Genomic DNA, 18,433 nt, shown 5'->3' with positions numbered 1-18,433 from the left:
TCAATACTCAGAGGTCAACTGTTATAGTCCCTCCCTCAAGTACATCCTTTTCAGCAACATCAATCTGCTCTGAGACATTACCTGCTGTCAAGGAATAAGGACCCACAGGCCCTGTGTCGAACCGTGTCTCACCCGGGATCGGGCCAAGCGTTGAATAAGGAACGATGAATACATAAGTTCCATTTGAAGCTGCCACCTGTTTGTATTGGATCGTTCTTCCGATATTCGTTTTTATTGTATTGTTCAGCGTGACGTTAGTACCAGGAGGAGCATTTCCAGTGATCCTTGCCCCTTTTACATATTCGAATATCTTTGCATATCCTGTATATTCAATTGGTATATCTGATTTATAAGCAAAGTTGTACCAGTATTTACCTACGCATATTTGTTGTGAATCACAGACCGGTGTAATTTGATTACCCTGATTATATACTCCCACTTCATAATATCCTCCCTGTGTATTAGGATTGGGTTGAGATTCATGAACCAATCTATAATATTTCATACCGTTGGCATCAAAAATATGCAGTCGGCTTTCCATTGTATCATAGAATTTTTGGCCTGGAACAAGCAATCGTCCTCCTCTGGTATTGAGAGCATAAAAACTTCCATAAACATCACTTTTATTCCATATACCGAATATCGGTTGGATCGAATATGCCATATATGCATTGCTTACAACATATCTTGCTCCAGGTTTTCCGTTAATACCTAATTTATCAAGGACAGCATTTGCTTCTTCTTCTGTTTGTGCGGTCAGGAATGTTGATGCACCAGGGTCATGTGTTAGGCTTCCGCCAATGCCTGCCTGGAAGGGATTTGCATTCGGGATCCGGTGTCCCCAGTATGTGATGATATGACCATAATCCCACCAGCTCATGACCCCGTAATCATTCCTGGAATAATTATATGGTTGGCCCGGCGCTGGTTTTTGATAAATTGAATAATATGGTAAATCAGGCACCGGAGTATTATTTCTCATCCACGTCAATGCCTCATTCCATTCATAAAATCCCGATCCAACAGCGCCCCCCGGCGCCTCCTGCATAGTTATTTTATAAGGAGATGCATTAGACGGCAAGAATCCGATAACAGCGATCACGAGGATAAAAGAAATAATGTGCTGCACCCTTATCTTTTTCACACATTCGATAATATCATTGGAATTAAAACTTTTCCAGTCAGCAAAGTCCAGGAATCTAGAACCAAGTATACCTGAAAGTATTGCTACGTTTACAGCATAGTAATATCCAAACCTGTTCTGGGCAAGCATTATGCCCAGGACGAAAATACTCCAGACAACAAGCAATGTGTATTCTGCATTGGATTTCTTGAGGACATAATAACAAAGAAGAATAATTGAAATATATGACAGAACATAATTATACCCGAAATACCCCAGCGCAGCCTCATAGGATGTTGGGGAAGCTTCTCCTATAGTTAAACCGCCATCTTTTAGTCCTTCAAAAAGAAAATTCCATTGACCTATTGTAGCGTTATACAGAGCGGGACTTATAATTTTCAGGAGTATTATTCCAACAAAAATTGCAACTAAAACAAATAATAGATAATGATATCCTTTATATTCCCGTTTATTCATTTCCCTGGAAACAAGACTCAAAAGAGCAAAAACAACTATGCCCCCTCCGGTAACTATAATATGCAATGCAGAATACCTGCTTGAACTAAATTCGTTACTTAAATCAACGTATGGTACTGTCATTATTAGAGCCACAAAATAAGCTATTATTCCCACAATACCGAGGTATTCCGTAGATTTTCCTCTATAGTGATCAATAACATATTGAACGACTATAAAAATGCCAAATACTACTGCGAAAAACACGCCTGTGGTCCATGTTAATAGATATGCTCCAAATGAAATTCCGGCCAGAAGAGTGTACGTTATAGGGACCTTTAAGGTAGCCCAATCTCTCTTAAGCCAGTGATCAAAAGTGATGTTCTCCGCCTTTTTTATAGCCATAATAAAAAACATCATCATCAGGGTCGTATAAAAGACTTCAGCTATATGATTATCCGTAAAACCAAGGATTGACCTTGAAAAGAATTGGCCCGGGAGAATGGCTATTAGAAAAGCTCCGATAAGCCCTGCTTTGTTATTCAATAATTCCTTCCCGATGAAGTATACCGGAAATACCATGAGAGCACCCAGTACTGCAGGGAAAAAGACACCAACAGTATCTATCGTGGACTGTGCTGGCAATCCGCCGTTTAAGAACAAACCGGCAATTATTGCAAAAAATGCGATCATCTGGTCAAATAATGGACCCCAGTGAATGGTGCTCCCATATGGATAGATCGTGAATGCATCATAAAATATCCTGTGAGGAAAAAAATTAATCGTGTTTTCGACCAGTCTCATGTGGAAAACAGAATCATCCATCGCAAAACCCACGAGTCCCTGCTGGAAGGCGGTTTTCATGGGGATTATGCCGCGTATATAAAATGAAAACAGGAATATTGCAATGAGAAGTATGTACGAAAGGTATGTGACTTTCAAAGACGTCATCGTTTCTTTTGTACTATTTAGATTATCGCCCTGTTTTTCCTTATATTGTTTTTTAGATTTTGCTTTAGCCAATGTACACCTCGGAACAGTTTTATAAGTGGAATTCGGAGACTATAAAGCTTACGGATTATTGTGAACTGCTCCGGGCTAAAGCCGCGGAGCGTCCCGCTGCATTGATACTCCGCTGAGATATCCTTGACGGGCGTTAATTCCGGTAGTTCCTACCGTACTGATTGGGCTATTCTCGATTAATATCGCAGATACCTGATCTCTTCCCATGACAAGACCACAGGAAGGACACCGATGTACCCTCACTGAAAGGTCTTTTGGGACACGGAAACCGCAAATACAGGTCTGGGATGTTCCTGCGGGATTAACGAATTCAACTATTTTCCCGGCACATTCTGCCTTGGATTTTGTGAATTGCATTAATTGATACCAGCCAGCATCGGAGATGGATTTAGCAAGACGATGGTTTTGCACCATGTTTTTTATCTGCAAATCTTCAAACACGATACGGTCATAGGAATCCACAAGAACCTTGCTGGTCTTATGAGCAAAATCTTTTCTTTGATTCCTGATCTTTCGATGTACTTTTGATACTATCACCCGCTGCTTATTCCTTTTCCCCGACCCTTTCCTTTTCCGGCTTAACCGCTTCTGTTCCTGTTCCAGCTTATCCTCTGATTCCCGCAGGAACTTTGGAGGTTTGATCTGTTCCCCGTTACTCAGGGTTATCAGGTCGATTAATCCAACGTCTATTCCTGTTTTGGTTTTGACTTCAACCGGGATAGGCTCTTCGATTTCACATGAAAAGGAAACATACCATTGATCAATATCCTTTTTGATGGTACAGGTCTTGATTATGCCTTCAATCGGTCTATGCAGGATGATCTTGATATTTCCAATTTTTGAAAGGTTAAGCTTTCCGTCTTTGATTGAAAAACCTGATTGGGGATACGTGAAACTATTGTATCTATTTCTTCCTTGAAACCGGGGATATCCGAACCCATTAAAGAAATTCTTGAAACTGCGATCCACTCTTTTTAAAACATCTTGAAGCACTTGACCATATACTTGACCATATACTTCTTTTTGATATTCTGTTTTTGTAGCTGTTAAATCAAGCATTTGATCGTATTTGTTGATCCATTCAGGTTTTCCCCACGGGAATACATCAAATGATTTTCTAAGCCGATTAAGCTCTGCTTGCTTCTTTCGTTCTGCGAGAGCATTATTATAGAGATACCTGCAAGTTCCAAGCGTTCTATTCAAAATAACCTCATGATTCTTGTTAGGGTATATTCTGAATTGATATGTCTTTTTCATGCTGTATCGACATTATTTTTAGATTATATATCGCTTATGATAGAGTGGGGTGAAAGTAATCTATTCCAAGGGGTACGTTTCAGCCCAAGCCTAAAGGCATTGGGCGATCTCTATCCCTTGACCCCGCGCAAAGTATATTTATCTTTTTTCTTATTACATTTTTGTCATGGATTCAGGTTCATTTATTATTCTTATTCTTACGTGTGGTTCATTGATCATTCTTATTCTTACGTTCCAGAATAGCTTTCCTCTGGTAAGAAAGATACGCAACCGAATATTTTCCGGAGTTAACCAAATACCTGACATACTTCCCTCCGATCAAAAAACTTAAAAATGGAAAGCAAATAGCCCAGGCGTAAGATATGAGCCATGGTATTGTGATTACCCTCAATTGGTTTTTTTGGCGTGCTCTGGCTGTTTCCTTAATTAACTTTATGGTGTTAGCAGTAATTCCTCCAATTTGCATCCCTGCAACAATCAGCCCGTTTATAAAATAAGCATCCCCTCCATCCTTAAAGATCCTGATTAGCAGTTCATAATCTCCTGCAATTCGAAACGATTCATCAAACTTTCCGTAGAGTTCAAAGAGGCTTCGATGATGAAACATCCCCTGGTGCGCAAAAGTGCATATTCCATCTATAACAATGCCCCTGCGTGTATATTCCCACGAATTACCATCAACACAACTTATCTCATTATTTTCTGTTACTCTTGCAACCTGCCCATACGCCATCCGCATACCTTGCGATTCCGCCCTGGCCAGATGCGGCATTATCTCTTCAAATACATTACTTTTCCAGAGATAGTCATCGGACCCCAGGAAACATATCCAATCTCCCCCGGCATGACCAAGTGCCTTATTCCATGCATCATAGATACCGTTATCAGGCCCTGATTGCCAGTAAGTGATCTTATCCTGGTTGGATCTCAGGATTTCTATCGTACCATCCGTAGAACCTCCATCAATGATAATAAGCTCTTTATTGAGATAAGTCTGATCTGATACACTATCGATACAGCGTTGTAAGGTTTTGGCGCCGTTATATACAGCTACAATAACAGAGACCAGGGGGTTTGAGGTCATTTTATTTAATCACCTATTACTTTTACTTACATACCACTCATATGTTTGCTCAATTCCATCCCTTAGAGATATCCTTGCTTTCCATCCAAGCCTGCACAACCTGCTAACATCCAGCAGCTTTTGCGGAGTCCCATCAGGCTTTGTGATATCATACACGATCTCTCCCTTATATCCCGCGATATCCCCTATCAGTTCAGCAAGCTCACGGATTGTCAAATCCTTTCCGACTCCGATGTTGACAAACTCCCCGATATCCGGGGCATCATAGTTCTCCATCAAGTATACACATGCATCAGCCATGTCATCCACATGCAGGAACTCCCGCCTGGGCGCCCCTGTGCCCCATACAATGATACGCGGCGCACTATTTATCTTTGCCTCATGGAATTTGCGGATCAGTGCTGCCATGACATGAGATGTTGTAAGGTCGTAGTTGTCATTGGGTCCATAGAGGTTGGTTGGCATGACCGAAATGAAGTTCATTCCATACTGCTGGTTGTAATGCTTGCACATTCGTATTCCTGCGATTTTTGCCACAGCATATGCCTCGTTTGTGACCTCAAGTTCGCCTTTGAGCAGATAGTCCTCTTTCAGTGGCTGCGGCGCGAGTCCGGGATAGATGCATGATGAGCCAAGGAATAACAGTTTTTTCACGCCATTGGTATATGCTGCATGGATCACATTTGCTTCTATCATGATGTTTTCATAGATGAACTCTGCAGGATACGTACTGTTTGCAAGGATTCCGCCGACCTTTGCTGCTGCCAGGAAGACGTATTCCGGTCTTTCTGCTTCAAAGAAGTTGTTGACAGCCTGCTGATTGGTGAGGTCGAGTTCGCTGTGGTTGCGGATTATGAAGTTATGGTAGCCTTTTGATTCCAGGTTTCTTTTTATGGCCGAGCCTGCCATGCCGCGATGGCCGGCGATGTAGATTTTATCACTTCTATTCATCAAATATCCTCTAAAATTCAAATTTTACATTTGGGAGTATAAATCAATATACCTTTTGGCAATATACTTTAGTTCAAAATTCTTTTCTACATATTTTCGCGAATTTTCACATAATACTTTTTTTCTCTGGTCATGCTTAACAATCCATTCAATACCTCTTGCAAGATCGTCTGCATTAAATGGTTTGGCCAGATATCCATTTTCTTTATGTACGATCATATCTGACATCCCACCGATATCAAATGCAACTGATGGAGTACCACATGCTAAAGATTCCATGATAGTATTTGGCAAATTATCCTGCAAAGAGGGCGCTACAAAGACATCAGCTGCCGAATATAATTTTGTCAACATATTATCTGGAAAATTTCCCATATAGTTGACAGGAATATTCAATTTATCTTTGCCCGAATTTCCAAATACTATAGCTTCAAAATCTAAATCTTCAGAAAGTACATTTATTGCAGATTTTAAATATTGGAATCCTTTTCTTTTATCCTTTATAGAATTCATCGCCCCAAATAGGATCAGATTTTTATCAACTGGCAAATTTAAATCTTCTTTAGCTTTTGATTTATCAATTGGTTTGAATTTTTGAAGATCAAGTCCGTTTGGGATCACTTCGATTTTCTTATCTCCAAACAGGGAACTTGAACGTGCGCAGTTTGCCAGCCAGCGACTGGGTGTGACAACAGTAAAATCCAGATTCGCCCAAAATTTCTTTTTTCGGCCCCATACCCGGCGACTTAAATCATTTTCTTTATCTGAACCAAGTTGTGGGCATTTACCGCACTCGTGCATGTACCTGTCACATTTGCCATTATAATGACATCCTCCTGTAAATGGCCACATGTCATGAAGAGTCCAGATAAGGGGCTGCTTTATTTTAGAAACTTCCTCAATAGGAACAAAACCGTCACATATCCAGTGAAAATGTACAATGTCCGGATTTAATCGATTAATTTTCTTATGGATTTTATTTGGAAGCCACTGAGGACTCCATACGGTTTTTTGATATTTTGGATATAACAGTAAAGGCAACTGATCGATTACATAGCGAAAAATATAGTTAACACCTATTCCTTTTAATCCTATTAGTTTTGGCCCGATCACAGAAATATCGGTACTGCGCTTATCCTGTACCAGCATTGTAGAATTGATTCCTGCCTGCTGCAACCCCTTGTGTAATCTATAAGATGCCCTTGCAGCTCCGCCACGGGCATCTGATGTGTTGATTAGCAGGGTTTTCATATCTTACTATTCTTAAATCTTATATAAATTATATATGGTATATTCAAAATCGGGAATATCATCCGTGAAATTCGTTCATATCTATTAATTTTTTGCCAATCTACGGTAATATCTTTCTTCTTTTGATAGATCGTTGCGTGGCTGCCAATACATGGCCCTATCCTGCGAAGTCCCATGATATGAGTGAATATTCTAAATGTGTATCTGAGGTGAAATGTGGAAGGTAAATGACATTTGATCACAGGAGAGAAATTATTCGCTATGATCAGGTATCCGCCAGTTCTTACATATCCAATCATTTCAGAAAATAATTTTAACGGGTCCGGGACATGTTCAAGAACATCAGTACTCACAAGGCAATCATATTTTTGGTCAATGCTTTTTATAAAGTGAATATTGGAATAATCTATTGCCCTTAATACGGCGTATTCACCTGGATATGGTTCAAAGATATCAACTGAAATCTTTGAATTCTTTCCAGCGATCAGGCGTGCAAGGGTTCCGAACCCGCCACCATAATCCAAAACATTGCTGAAGTTCCTTTCAGCGATCCAATCCGATATTGCATTGCGATGCTGCATGGAAAGTTCATGCTGTTCTATGAACATGCCATTAAGCAGCCATACAGGGTGGGCATAAAACTCGCTGACTTTATCCCAATCAGGATCTTCATTATTGCATCCAGTCTCATCCCAGACATTATCCATTAATTGCCACATGTCTTCCAGTTGTGGGGGAGAGTGGGGAGATTGTGAAAGCATTGAATCAATTACTTCCAGGTCTTTTCCGGATAAACCTTTTTTATTGAATTTCATTATCTTTTTCTCGCTAAAATAACATTGTCCAGATATAAATTTTTATTTTTTGGCAGGACTTTGGACAATATTAGTCCAAATATTAAAATCGGAGAACATAGAAATATTGAAATCAAAACATTGAGATATCGATTCTTTGTCAAAAATATTGTATATATATACGAAGAAAACATTTGTACTAAAGTCTCTATATAGTTACCACTTTTATATTGTTCAATTATCCCAAAACCCTTTTTTGAAAAAAAATAATTCAAACCAAATGAAGTATAACGCCAGTAGTCATATGGTGCTTCATGTTCATCCCACACAAAAGGAGCAGTTATAAGAAGTAAACCATCTGGTTTTAGAACACGGTATATCTCTTTCATTAATTGTTCCTGGTCGAGAACGTGCTCTAATACCTGATTTGAGATGACATAATCAAAAAAAGAATCGATAAACGGAAAAACTTTTCCGTCATAGTATACATCCGCAGATTTTGCATCATCATCGTGCCCACCGCCTGCAATGTCTAAACCAATATACGAAGTTACATTGAACAATGATTCGTATGGTTTCCTTCCGCAACCTACATCCAATAAATAACCACCATCAAAAAAGTGAATGTTTTTTTTTATATTCTGTAACAAATTTATTCGTGATATATAAAAAGGATTTAGAAAAATACCAGGTATCGTAGGGAAAAAAGCTTGTTTTTTGATATAATTTTCTATTCCGGCTAACATATTTCATTTCCTTGGGTCTGTAATATCAATAGCAAGCCCAACAAAACTGATAGTAAAGGCTCTCATTTAAAGACTCCTCTGAGGGTATGTTTGATTTTATTTATTCCTTTTTGCAGTAATGGACGGCCTGAAAAAATAGTCCTGTCGGTTATTGAATCTGCCACTGAATCACGCAAAATATAAGGAGGATGTGATATGGGAAAAACCATATGTCCGGTTTTCATCTCTGCTAACTCGCTTATTCCTATTGTATGAACCGCACCTGTAGAAAATCCTATATTAGACACCAGATTAACAGCTGGTAGAATCGTCAGTGCACTTTGTATCCAGCATGAAAAAGTCCACTGGTAATCCCAGGTATCTATCTTCCCTTTATACACATTTTCAAATCTGTTTTTCCAGTACCAAACGCTTATTTTAGCCCCAAGCAGGTCCTGCAACCATCCTCCATCGCGAATCTCTGGCCACAGTTTCATATCCACATCATAATTCTCCCAGGCCCTTCGCCATGATGCCCAGCCCCATATATGAGGATAACGAGAGAAGTAATAACTATATTCAGTCCTTTTTCGACCAAATTGGAAATTATCCCCGCTGATCATGGCAATCCGTTTATCATCACGGTATTTGTTGAGCATTTCCTCACAAAACCGAAAGAATGCCGGATGCGGCAGGCAGTCATCTTCAAGAATAATTGCTTCTTCAACTGTATCGAACACCCAGTCCAGACCGCTCGACACCCGGCGTTTGCAGCCCAAATTTATATCCGAGTAATTGGTCAAAACCTTGCAGTCCCAATCTATGCCATCGATGATAGCACGAACAGCAGCGCATTTTTCCACATCATCGGGATGATCTGCGCGCGGACCATCCGCAACGACCAGAAGTTTTGGGGGCCTTGCTTTGGCTATTTCTGCAAAAACTCTTCTGGTGGTGTCAGGGCGGTTGAATATTAAGAAAGCTACCGGTGTTTTTAATTGGAAATCATACATTTTATATTTACCATAGTTTAAAAACAATTTAAGGTTTTTTATGATTAAAATAATCATTAAAAGTTTCACGGATAAGGTTCATAATAATTTTTATTTTAACATCTATAGAATATTTCAAATCAATACCCTTGAATTTTCCCTTAAAAAGAGTCTCCTGATTATAATATATATATGGTATTCCTGCATGTGACTGGTAGTATCCATATTTTAAAGCGCCAGGATCTGGAAGGGGATTTAAATAAGCATTTATAAATTCAATTAATTCTTTATGATCTTTTGGAATGTAACATCCTCCCAGATCTTCATATAATGATCTACCTACAAGGATAGATGGTTTCCCCCAAAAAACACTCTCAATACCCATTGTTGACCCAAAAGTGATCACTTTCTCACAGGCATCCATCAATTCATATGAATCAATCTCTGAATCTGTAGTAATGATGACTAAATTTGTGCTTTTTAACCTGGATAGTTCTCTAGTCTGGGTATTGTCCACTCCTTTAAGGTTTGGATGGATTCTTATATAGAACATTATATTTTTATCAGTATCTGCGTTTATGATAGCATTAATCGCATCGATCTGATTCTTGTATATTGGATTTTGCCAACCATCAATTGCTTCAAATTCATCTTCGGATGAATTGAAAATTGCAATATTTCTCTTTGAATCGTCAAAACCATCTGGTAATTTTCCCTTCTTCTGGGATTTTGTAAATGAATACCATCCCTGGTCTTTCCCGCCTCTTCGTTCTTTAAACCACTGCCTGGCTATTTCTTCTTTTTCAGTATCATGCGGGCTATCATTCCAAAAAGGTTCAATTCTGCTTTTTTGATATTCAATATCATGCGGGTAGGTATCTTCAGAAAGTGTATATTTTTGTATCCGGCCAGCACGTTCATGGACAAAAGTTTTTATACCAAGATGCTGAGCAGCTCTCAGAGCAGGTCTTATTGCTGAGAATCTCCCATTAAATATATAAAAGACATCCGGTTTGATCTGTTGAAGGTTGTACATCATACAATCATAAATTGATTTTGACATTAATATGTTGTCGTGAATATATTTACTAAAATTGCTTACTTTGGGATTATACTCACGGGTCATACTTATTAATGTGGATGCAACAGCCATTCCAATATCGACATTGTTAATTTTAAAAGATTTCAACTCTTCGATAGAAGAAAAATCCGGTATATCAAAATATTGGGAAAAATCATGTAAAACGAGTTCATGTCGGTTATAATCAGGCAGATTGATCAGAGATAATCCTTTGTCACGCATATATTTGCATGCAACACAGCGTAATTTAGTGTGAGATGGATTTGTTTCGCATGATGGTAGATCACCTGAACATTGGATGATATGCACTTCATCTCCTTTGTCGATATGTCTGGCTGCAATTTCCAGATCGGTCCCAAGATGGGGGATCCAGGCTGCAAATGGCATATAGATTAAGACTTTCATAGGATATTAACCTGGAAGGTTCCACAGCAGATTTTTAATCTCATCTATACCCAGCACCTTCGCATCATCAGACGCATATCTTTTCTGCTGGGCCTTTGTGCCCCCATATAAAAAAGAACCGGGAAAAGCGGATTGGGATAATACTATATACATATCTTTTGTTTCATAAGCATATCGTGCCTCTTCTTCGGTCATCAAATGCTCGTACATCTTTTCCCCGTTGCGAGTGCCAATGATACTGATCTCAATCGATTCTGGTTTGCGGCCATACTCAGGCGCAAAGTATTCAATCATACATTTTGCCAGATCACCGAGTTTTACAACAGGCATCTTGAAAATAAATATCTCCCCACCCTGCGCCATCTTTGTCGCTTTGAATACAAGGTCAACTGCCTGGGGAATGGTCATCATGAACCTCGTCATGTCCGGGTCTGTTATTGTCAATTGGCCTCCATGTTTGATTTGTTTTTTAAACAACGGTATCACAGAACCACGAGAGCACATTACGTTGCCGAATCTAACACATGAAAATATTGTTTTTCTGTTCCCTTTGTAAAAATTGGCATCTATCATTAGCTTTTCAGCAAGAAGTTTTGTTGCTCCCATAGTATTCATGGGGCTTGCAGCTTTGTCGGTACTGATGGCGATTACTTTTTCAACTTTATTATCAAGAGCTGCATCAATCACGTTTTGCGTTCCGACAACATTCGTCTTCACAGCCTCAAATGGATTATATTCACATGCAGGTACATGTTTCATTGCTGCAGCATGGAAGACAATATCGATACCTTCGAATGCTCTTTTCAGTCTTTCCTTATCCCTTATATCTCCGATCAGGAATCTGATATTATCAAGATTTCCAAGTTCTTGTTCGAGTTCAAACTGCTTCGTTTCGTCCCTGCTTAATATTCGCACCACTTTGGGCTCATATGTAAGAAGACTGCGGACTATTTCGCTGCCTATAGATCCGGTTCCGCCTGTTACTATAATATTTTTATTTTTGAATATATGTTCCATAATAGCACGTTTCATTTTTCACAAAATTTTAGCGAATCTATGAGAGTATTACATACCTTTCTGGTTGTTCCTTTATCCATATTTCCATAAAAAGGTAGCGCGATCGTCGAATTACATACTTTTTCACATATCGGGAAATCGCCTTCATCATATCCGAACATTTCCTTATAGAATGGCTGGAGATGTATCGGTGTAAAATATGGACGGCAGCTTACACCGTGCTCTTTTAAATATACCATGACTTTATTTCTATCTATATATTCTCCAACTTGAACAACATATACAAACCAGCTCATTTTAACTCCTGGATCCAGATATTGTGTCTTAACACCTTCAATTCCACTGAGTTGTTTAGAATATTCATCGGCAACTCTGGATCTTTTTTCAAGTAATTCATTAATCCTTTTAAGCTGCCCGATTCCGAGTGCGCAGCTCATCTCATCCAGACGATAATTATACCCGATCCTGATGTGATCTAACCATTCACCTTTCTCTGATCGCCCCTGGTTCCTCATACTTATGCAGGACTGCGCTATATCTTTATTATCTGTTACAATCATTCCCCCTTCTCCTGTTGTCATCTGCTTGTTTGGGTAAAATGCAAATACTGAGGCATCCCCGAATGTTCCTGCTTTGCGACCATTGTATTCGGCGCCCACAGCTTCGCACGCATCTTCTATCACCGATAAATTATTATCTTCTGCTATGTCCATTATAGCATCCATTTTACATGGCTGGCCAAATACATGAACCGGCAAGATCGCCCGGGTATTTCTGGTTATTGCTTCCTCGATTTTTTCCGCATCAATATTAAGTGTATGCGGATCTATGTCCACAAAAACGGGTTTTCCATTTTCAAATATGATACTGTTGCTTGAAGCTATGAAGCTAAAAGGTGCGGTTATAACTTCATCGCCTTTATTAATCCCGATTGACTTCATGCAAAGATGCAATCCGCTTGTCCCGCTATTAACTGCGATCGCATACTCTGTACCGATATAATCAGCAAAGTTTTTTTCGAATTCACCGACTTTAGGGCCCATGCTAAGCCAGTCTGTTCTCAGGACTTCATTTACCAATCGTATTTCTTCTTCTCCGATATCGGGCCGCGAAAGTGGTATCATTTCGGTTTTGTGTTCCATATAATTCAATAAGTAATCTTTTTCTGTAATAAAGCTTTATTTATTTCGAGTTCAGCCAGAACTTCTGCAATTCGTAAAGCAGCTTTTCCATCGCCATAAGGGTTAGTACACTGCTTAACTTTCTGCTTAAATGTTTTATCATGTAACGCCGTATGTATCGCTTCAATTATCTTTGATTTGTCATGAGCCACATTAAGTACATTGCACCCGCACTGCCGTCCATCCTGTCGTATCCCGATATTTACCACAGGTAAATGGAATGACGCCGCTTCGATTATCCCGCTGCTGGAATTTCCAACCAGCACACTGGCAATCTTCATTAAACTGAGATATTCTATGTGAGGTAAACTTTTAAATGTATGCAGGAAAGATAAATGTTCGAATTCTTTAATAACTTCAATCATCGAACGCCCGCCTGCATCCGAATTTGGATATATCAATATGGTTTGTATCTTTAATTCCATAAGGGCATTTAAAGTAATTCGCATTTCGTCAGCAGCATTTTCCGGCTGTGTTGTAACAGGATGCTGTATTACAAGGAGGAAGGGGTTGTCTCCTGTGAGCGAAAAATTTTTTATTAATTGCTCCCCCGGTATTAATTCAGCGTTTAGAATTGTATCAAGCCCGGGAGCACCAACGATGTGAATTCGCCACATTTCTTCGCCTAATTTTTTGATCCTATCTCCACTTTCTTTTGTTGCCGGGAAATGAATGTGAGCGAATTTTGTGATGGAGTGGCGGATACTTTCATCTATGCATCCTCCAGTTGTTGATTCTCCGCCATGGATATGCGCGACTGGAATATTCATATGAGTTGCTGCAATTGCACCTGCAAATGGCTCTCCACGGTCGCCGAGAATCAGAACAATATCAGGTTTGATTTGTTCTAATGCCTGAGTTATCCCTACTATACCTATGCCAAGCGATTTTGCCATTGCTGCTCCTGTATCGTTACCCAGAAGCATATCTATAGAGGCATCTATTTTAAATCCATCTTTGTTAATCTCATTAATAGTATAACCATGCTCCCGGGAAAGATGCATGCCTGTTGCAATAACTGAAAGCTCTAATTTTGGGTTGTTTTCAATCGCTTTCATTACAGGATGCAGCAGACCATATTCAGCACGAGTACCAGTAATTACAACTATTTTTCTTTTCATTATATATTTTTGATTATCCTGACTGGTGTTCCAAATGCTATTGTGTTATCCGGAATATCTTTATTAACAAAGCTATGCGCTCCGATTATTGAATTATATCCTACAGTAACATTGGGCATTATTGTGCTGTGGCTCCCTATTTTACAATTTTTTTTTAATATTATCATCCCTTCTTTGTTATCTATAGTTGAAATAGTATATAAAGAACAATGCGAACCTATCTGTACATAATCTTCAATCGTTACTCCGTTTTTAGCATTGATATAAGTAAAAGCGCCTATATCGGTCTTATAACCCAGCTTTAAATTGTCTTTATGCTGGACCAGCCAATGATACCTTGTTAATTTATTTTCTTCAATTAAAGGATATTCCCAATTATCGAATCTCAATGTCATATTTATTCCAGATACTCATATTTAATTATATCGTCTTTATGTATATTTTGGTTAGCCATTTTTTTAATAATATGATCTGTGTGCTTCGGCGCAATCCCGATCCCGGGCCTTTTAAATGTTATTAAATCTTCAGTTATAAGGGTGCCCCGGGGAATTTCAACCTTAGCTACAATACTTCTCCTGACAACATCCCGTACTTCGAGTTCTAATTCAACCGGAGCTTTTACGGATGAACCAAGCGCTTTTTCAACCATCCTGATATCATAAACCATATCTTTTAACTCATGCGGGTCAAGAGAAGCCTGATGATCCGGGCCAGGAAGGTTCTTATCCAGCGTGAAATGCTTTTCGATCACACATGCGCCCAGGGCGGCGGCAGCAATGGGTACAACTCTACCGGGTGTGTGATCAGAATATCCGACAGGTATTTTAAAGGCATCAGCCATCGTTTTCATTGCTCGCAGGTTACAATCTTCGAAATGTGCGGGATAGTTTGATGTGCAGTGAAGCAGTGTCAGATCGTTACATCCGGTTTTTTTTATTACCGAAACTGCCTCCCTTACTTCTTCAAGAGTTGACATTCCTGTTGAAAGTATGATCGGCAGATCTTTTTTTGCAACATATCTTAAAAATGGGTGGTTGGTAATTTCCCCGGAGCCTATTTTTATCAGAGGAACTCCAAGCTCTACCAGCAAATCTACACTTCTTTCATCGAAGGGCGTGGATAAGAACATGATGTTCTTATTTTTTGCATATTCCATCAATTCTTTGTGGGCTTCCCGGGATAATTCCAGTTTTTTAATCATTTCATACTGGGACTCAGACGCATCAGTAGCCTGTTTCTGATATTCTGCTTTAGGTGCATTGATGCTAACCACTTCTCCAGCCACAAAAGTCTGGAATTTTACCGCATCTGCCCCGGCATCAGCGGCTGCTTCTATCAGTCGCTTTGCTAACCCGGGGCTGCCATTATGATTTACACCGGCTTCAGCGATGATAAATATCTTCTTATATACTATAAACTCCAACCCCCATCTACTATATGGTTTTGACCGGTTATATACTTCGAAGCATCAGATAACAAAAATATTAAAACATTAATTAAATCATCCGCATTTGCCATTCTATCTCCCAGAACTACTTTTTTAGAGTAAGCTTTGACAAAAGTATCGGGCTGTTTATCATAGACTCCGCCAGGGGATATTGCATTCACTCTGATATTACATTTTCCTAAATACGATGCCAGATACTTGGTTAAATTTATAATGGCTCCTTTGATCGCTGCATATTCTGCCGGAACTGTCATTTCCGTGCCTTCATAAATTTCAAATCTGGGTGCAGTAAATCCGTATATTGAAGCCATGTTTATGATGTTCCCATGGTTTTGTCTCATCATTACTTTTGCTACCTGCTGTGTCATTAAAAAATAACCGCCCAGATGCATATCTACATTTTCACAAAAATCTTTATAATCAATATCCTCGAATTTCTTTCCATAGTTTTTATTTCGCGGATATGCATTATTCACCAAACAATCTATTTTGCTGAATTTATCCAATGCTCTATCAATCAAAATTTGAATATCACTGATATTAGTAATATCGCACTTCTGGAAAATAATGTTACTGTTATTTGTTTCTTTTTTAAGGCTCTCTGTAATGCCGTTTCCTTTTTTTTCATCGATATCAACAATTATTACATTTGCATCAGATTCTGCGCATGCTCTTGAAAATGCACCTCCTAATAGACCTGCACCGCCTGTAATTATTATTGATTTATTTTTTAAATTATACATATTATTTATTTCCATACTCCAGCCACACTACCATTTTCAGGAACATCTTTCAAAACAATTGCTCCAGCACCAATATTCACAATATCTCTTATATTTCAGAACTTGCTTTCAACGTCATTCAATAATTTTAATATTTTAATATCTTCGTCCAATGAATTAGGAAATTTACCTTTTCCATTAAGGTTGTCGATAAATGAGTTAATCTCATCAATATACATATTGTCACTTATGTTTCTGTTATATCCTTCAATAGCCGGTCCAACTGGATAATTATAATAAATCCATCTCTGATTTATCGCATCATACAGTTTGACAGTATTTTCATCCCATCTCCATACAATCTGTCCCTGTTCCATATTTAAGATCAAACTTCTTGTAGCATATCTTGACACGACATCAATTGTCATATTCCCATAAGAATTCCCAAAATCCAGTGAGATCGCATAGCTATCATCGATTTCTGCCCCAATATCCATGGTTTTCCCATGGAATCCAATAATTTTTTTTGGAAATCCGACAATATCAACTATCCATGTCAATTCAAACGGAACTATCTCCCTACCGCCACCGGTCTCTTTTTTAGATACATAATAATCTTTTACATTCTCCCATGGATGCCAATCAGGAAGATATTGTCCGGAATGATAGCTAAAGTTTGTTACTTTCCCAAAATCTCCACTTTTTACGATTTTTCTAATATCTTTTATGGCCGGATGAAATTCCATAGTGCAGGAAGGGGCAATGAAGATTTTCTCTTTTTTTGCCAATTTATTTGATTCCTCCAGTCCTTCTAATACAACACTCGCTTCCACGAAAGCGGGTTTCTTTTTTTCTATTGCCAGACGTATATATTCATTATGTTTATCGGGGGGCGTGGATATAATGAGTGCATTAATTTCACTGAAATTCAGACGCTTTATATCTTCTATTGTATTAATTGCATATTTATCTTCAGCTTCTTTTCTTCTACTTTCTTTTAAATCAAAACCAATAATATCTTCAAAGCCTAAATTTTTCAAACATCTTATCCTTCTTTTGCCCATCGACCCTAAACCAATAATTAAAAATTTCATTTTATGTCCTCATTTAAACTTTATGAATAAATTATACCATGGCATCAACATATAACCACTTACCTGTAATTTTTCATCAGTCTCAGTGTTTATAGTATATGTTCCAAATTTTGGTTTACTTGGTTTAGGCAATGATATATCTATTTTAAATCTCTCGTATTCTATTTCAATATTTTTATTTGCCATTTTCTTTGCAGTTTTTTTGAACCTTTCAAGAGAATATATTTTATAAAGTCCTTTCCAATTTTCTTCAAGATCATTAGCTATTGTATGTTGTTCTATCCACCCTTCAGAAAATAAGGCGGATATGAAAATCCCTTTCTTTGCTAAATAGAAAGCTTTTTCGAGAAAAATAGGAAAATCAAAATCAACAAAAGATATAAATTGAACGGCAAAAACATAATCGAAAGACTCAGGAGAAAAAGATTTCTCGATATCCAAGAAATTCAATTCCTCAAATCTAATATCTTTATTCATTTCTCTCGCCAGATTTATTGCCTCATTATCAATATCAATCCCCATAAATTTACCCTCTTGAAACGATTTTTTTAGCCAATGAATATCAGCCCCTCCCCCGCATCCTATATCCAAAGCGGAAAAATTTCCCTTGGGGATTTGTTTCTTTAAGAAATCAATTAATGAAACAGTACTCCTATATTGTTCGTTATATTGCCTTATATGATAATTCCAATAAGAATTCTTAGTCATT

Annotated in this window: 17 protein-coding genes; all 17 read right to left on the bottom strand. The window is 38.4% G+C overall.

Translation table 11 applies throughout. The annotated features are described in order from the left end of the window. Window positions 1–7: 7 nt before the first annotated feature. Window positions 8–2,602, bottom strand: coding sequence for an oligosaccharyl transferase, archaeosortase A system-associated (locus tag CL181_RS16980; RefSeq protein WP_097300513.1), 2,595 nt, complete (start codon window positions 2,600–2,602; stop codon window positions 8–10). A 75-nt stretch (window positions 2,603–2,677) separates the two neighbouring features. Further along, on the bottom strand, window positions 2,678–3,859 hold the full coding sequence (locus CL181_RS16975) for an RNA-guided endonuclease TnpB family protein (RefSeq protein WP_217993210.1): 1,182 nt from the start codon (window positions 3,857–3,859) through the stop codon (window positions 2,678–2,680). Between the two features lie 208 nt (window positions 3,860–4,067). Next, the gene (locus CL181_RS16970; RefSeq protein ID WP_097300512.1) at window positions 4,068–4,943 is read right to left on the bottom strand and encodes a glycosyltransferase family 2 protein; all 876 of its coding nucleotides are present in this window, start codon (window positions 4,941–4,943) and stop codon (window positions 4,068–4,070) included. A 9-nt stretch (window positions 4,944–4,952) separates the two neighbouring features. Beyond that, window positions 4,953–5,894, bottom strand: coding sequence for a GDP-L-fucose synthase (locus CL181_RS16965; protein WP_097300511.1), 942 nt, complete (start codon window positions 5,892–5,894; stop codon window positions 4,953–4,955). Window positions 5,895–5,918: 24 nt separating this feature from the next. Next, complete coding sequence (locus CL181_RS16960) at window positions 5,919–7,145, bottom strand: glycosyltransferase family 4 protein (protein WP_097300510.1); 1,227 nt, start codon at window positions 7,143–7,145, stop codon at window positions 5,919–5,921. Beyond that, window positions 7,142–7,960: a bifunctional 2-polyprenyl-6-hydroxyphenol methylase/3-demethylubiquinol 3-O-methyltransferase UbiG gene (locus CL181_RS16955; protein ID WP_097300509.1), complete on the bottom strand. Its 819-nt coding sequence runs from the start codon at window positions 7,958–7,960 to the stop codon at window positions 7,142–7,144. The genes CL181_RS16960 and CL181_RS16955 overlap by 4 nt, the downstream gene beginning before the upstream one ends. Beyond that, window positions 7,960–8,685, bottom strand: a complete 726-nt coding sequence (locus CL181_RS16950) for a class I SAM-dependent methyltransferase (RefSeq protein ID WP_097300508.1) — start codon at window positions 8,683–8,685, stop codon at window positions 7,960–7,962. The genes CL181_RS16955 and CL181_RS16950 overlap by 1 nt, the downstream gene beginning before the upstream one ends. A 62-nt stretch (window positions 8,686–8,747) precedes the next feature. After that, on the bottom strand, window positions 8,748–9,677 hold the full coding sequence (locus CL181_RS16945) for a hemolytic protein HlpA-like protein (protein ID WP_097300589.1): 930 nt from the start codon (window positions 9,675–9,677) through the stop codon (window positions 8,748–8,750). 28 nt (window positions 9,678–9,705) lie between these two features. After that, entirely contained in the window at window positions 9,706–11,142 is a 1,437-nt protein-coding gene (locus CL181_RS16940) for a hypothetical protein (RefSeq protein WP_097300507.1), read from the bottom strand. A 6-nt stretch (window positions 11,143–11,148) separates the two neighbouring features. Further along, on the bottom strand, window positions 11,149–12,159 hold the full coding sequence (locus CL181_RS16935; RefSeq protein ID WP_097300588.1) for a UDP-N-acetylglucosamine 4,6-dehydratase family protein: 1,011 nt from the start codon (window positions 12,157–12,159) through the stop codon (window positions 11,149–11,151). An 11-nt stretch (window positions 12,160–12,170) separates the two neighbouring features. Then, window positions 12,171–13,301 (bottom strand): DegT/DnrJ/EryC1/StrS aminotransferase family protein, encoded by a 1,131-nt coding sequence (locus tag CL181_RS16930; RefSeq protein ID WP_255251620.1) that lies wholly within the window; start codon window positions 13,299–13,301, stop codon window positions 12,171–12,173. A 5-nt stretch (window positions 13,302–13,306) separates the two neighbouring features. Continuing rightward, window positions 13,307–14,461 carry a UDP-N-acetylglucosamine 2-epimerase gene (gene neuC, locus CL181_RS16925; RefSeq protein ID WP_097300506.1) on the bottom strand — a complete coding sequence of 385 codons (1,155 nt, stop codon included), beginning with the start codon at window positions 14,459–14,461 and terminating at the stop codon, window positions 13,307–13,309. Continuing rightward, window positions 14,461–14,856, bottom strand: coding sequence for an acyltransferase (locus CL181_RS16920; protein WP_097300505.1), 396 nt, complete (start codon window positions 14,854–14,856; stop codon window positions 14,461–14,463). Before CL181_RS16920 ends, neuC begins: the two co-directional genes overlap by 1 nt. A gap of 2 nt (window positions 14,857–14,858) precedes the next feature. After that, on the bottom strand, window positions 14,859–15,884 hold the full coding sequence (gene neuB / locus CL181_RS16915; RefSeq protein ID WP_097300504.1) for an N-acetylneuraminate synthase: 1,026 nt from the start codon (window positions 15,882–15,884) through the stop codon (window positions 14,859–14,861). Further along, a complete protein-coding gene (locus CL181_RS16910; protein WP_217993209.1) occupies window positions 15,872–16,666 on the bottom strand; it encodes an oxidoreductase in 795 nt (264 codons plus the stop codon). Before CL181_RS16910 ends, neuB begins: the two co-directional genes overlap by 13 nt. Window positions 16,667–16,746: 80 nt before the next feature. Next, window positions 16,747–17,724: a Gfo/Idh/MocA family protein gene (locus CL181_RS16905; protein ID WP_097300503.1), complete on the bottom strand. Its 978-nt coding sequence runs from the start codon at window positions 17,722–17,724 to the stop codon at window positions 16,747–16,749. Between the two features lie 9 nt (window positions 17,725–17,733). After that, entirely contained in the window at window positions 17,734–18,432 is a 699-nt protein-coding gene (locus CL181_RS16900) for a class I SAM-dependent methyltransferase (protein WP_097300502.1), read from the bottom strand. Between the last annotated feature and the right edge of the window lies 1 nt (window position 18,433).

Source organism: Candidatus Methanoperedens sp. BLZ2 (assembly GCF_002487355.1).
Classification (GTDB): Archaea; Halobacteriota; Methanosarcinia; order Methanosarcinales; family Methanoperedenaceae; genus Methanoperedens.
Note: the sequence above shows the minus strand (reverse complement) of the source record. Positions and strands in the feature narration are given on the sequence as shown.

What these genes read in the sequence shown, in the direction of transcription:
- CL181_RS16930 (WP_255251620.1), bottom strand. Translation starts at nt 13,301, where the DNA reads ATGGAACACAAAACCGAAATGATACCACTTTCGCGGCCCGATATCGGA.
- CL181_RS16970 (WP_097300512.1), bottom strand. Translation starts at nt 4,943, where the DNA reads ATGACCTCAAACCCCCTGGTCTCTGTTATTGTAGCTGTATATAACGGC.
- CL181_RS16960 (WP_097300510.1), bottom strand. Translation starts at nt 7,145, where the DNA reads ATGAAAACCCTGCTAATCAACACATCAGATGCCCGTGGCGGAGCTGCA.
- CL181_RS16905 (WP_097300503.1), bottom strand. Translation starts at nt 17,724, where the DNA reads ATGAAATTTTTAATTATTGGTTTAGGGTCGATGGGCAAAAGAAGGATA.
- CL181_RS16955 (WP_097300509.1), bottom strand. Translation starts at nt 7,960, where the DNA reads ATGAAATTCAATAAAAAAGGTTTATCCGGAAAAGACCTGGAAGTAATT.
- CL181_RS16940 (WP_097300507.1), bottom strand. Translation starts at nt 11,142, where the DNA reads ATGAAAGTCTTAATCTATATGCCATTTGCAGCCTGGATCCCCCATCTT.
- CL181_RS16920 (WP_097300505.1), bottom strand. Translation starts at nt 14,856, where the DNA reads ATGACATTGAGATTCGATAATTGGGAATATCCTTTAATTGAAGAAAAT.
- CL181_RS16935 (WP_097300588.1), bottom strand. Translation starts at nt 12,159, where the DNA reads ATGGAACATATATTCAAAAATAAAAATATTATAGTAACAGGCGGAACC.
- neuC (WP_097300506.1), bottom strand. Translation starts at nt 14,461, where the DNA reads ATGAAAAGAAAAATAGTTGTAATTACTGGTACTCGTGCTGAATATGGT.
- CL181_RS16965 (WP_097300511.1), bottom strand. Translation starts at nt 5,894, where the DNA reads ATGAATAGAAGTGATAAAATCTACATCGCCGGCCATCGCGGCATGGCA.
- CL181_RS16910 (WP_217993209.1), bottom strand. Translation starts at nt 16,666, where the DNA reads ATGGAAATAAATAATATGTATAATTTAAAAAATAAATCAATAATAATT.
- CL181_RS16900 (WP_097300502.1), bottom strand. Translation starts at nt 18,432, where the DNA reads ATGACTAAGAATTCTTATTGGAATTATCATATAAGGCAATATAACGAA.
- CL181_RS16950 (WP_097300508.1), bottom strand. Translation starts at nt 8,685, where the DNA reads ATGTTAGCCGGAATAGAAAATTATATCAAAAAACAAGCTTTTTTCCCT.
- CL181_RS16975 (WP_217993210.1), bottom strand. Translation starts at nt 3,859, where the DNA reads ATGAAAAAGACATATCAATTCAGAATATACCCTAACAAGAATCATGAG.
- CL181_RS16945 (WP_097300589.1), bottom strand. Translation starts at nt 9,677, where the DNA reads ATGTATGATTTCCAATTAAAAACACCGGTAGCTTTCTTAATATTCAAC.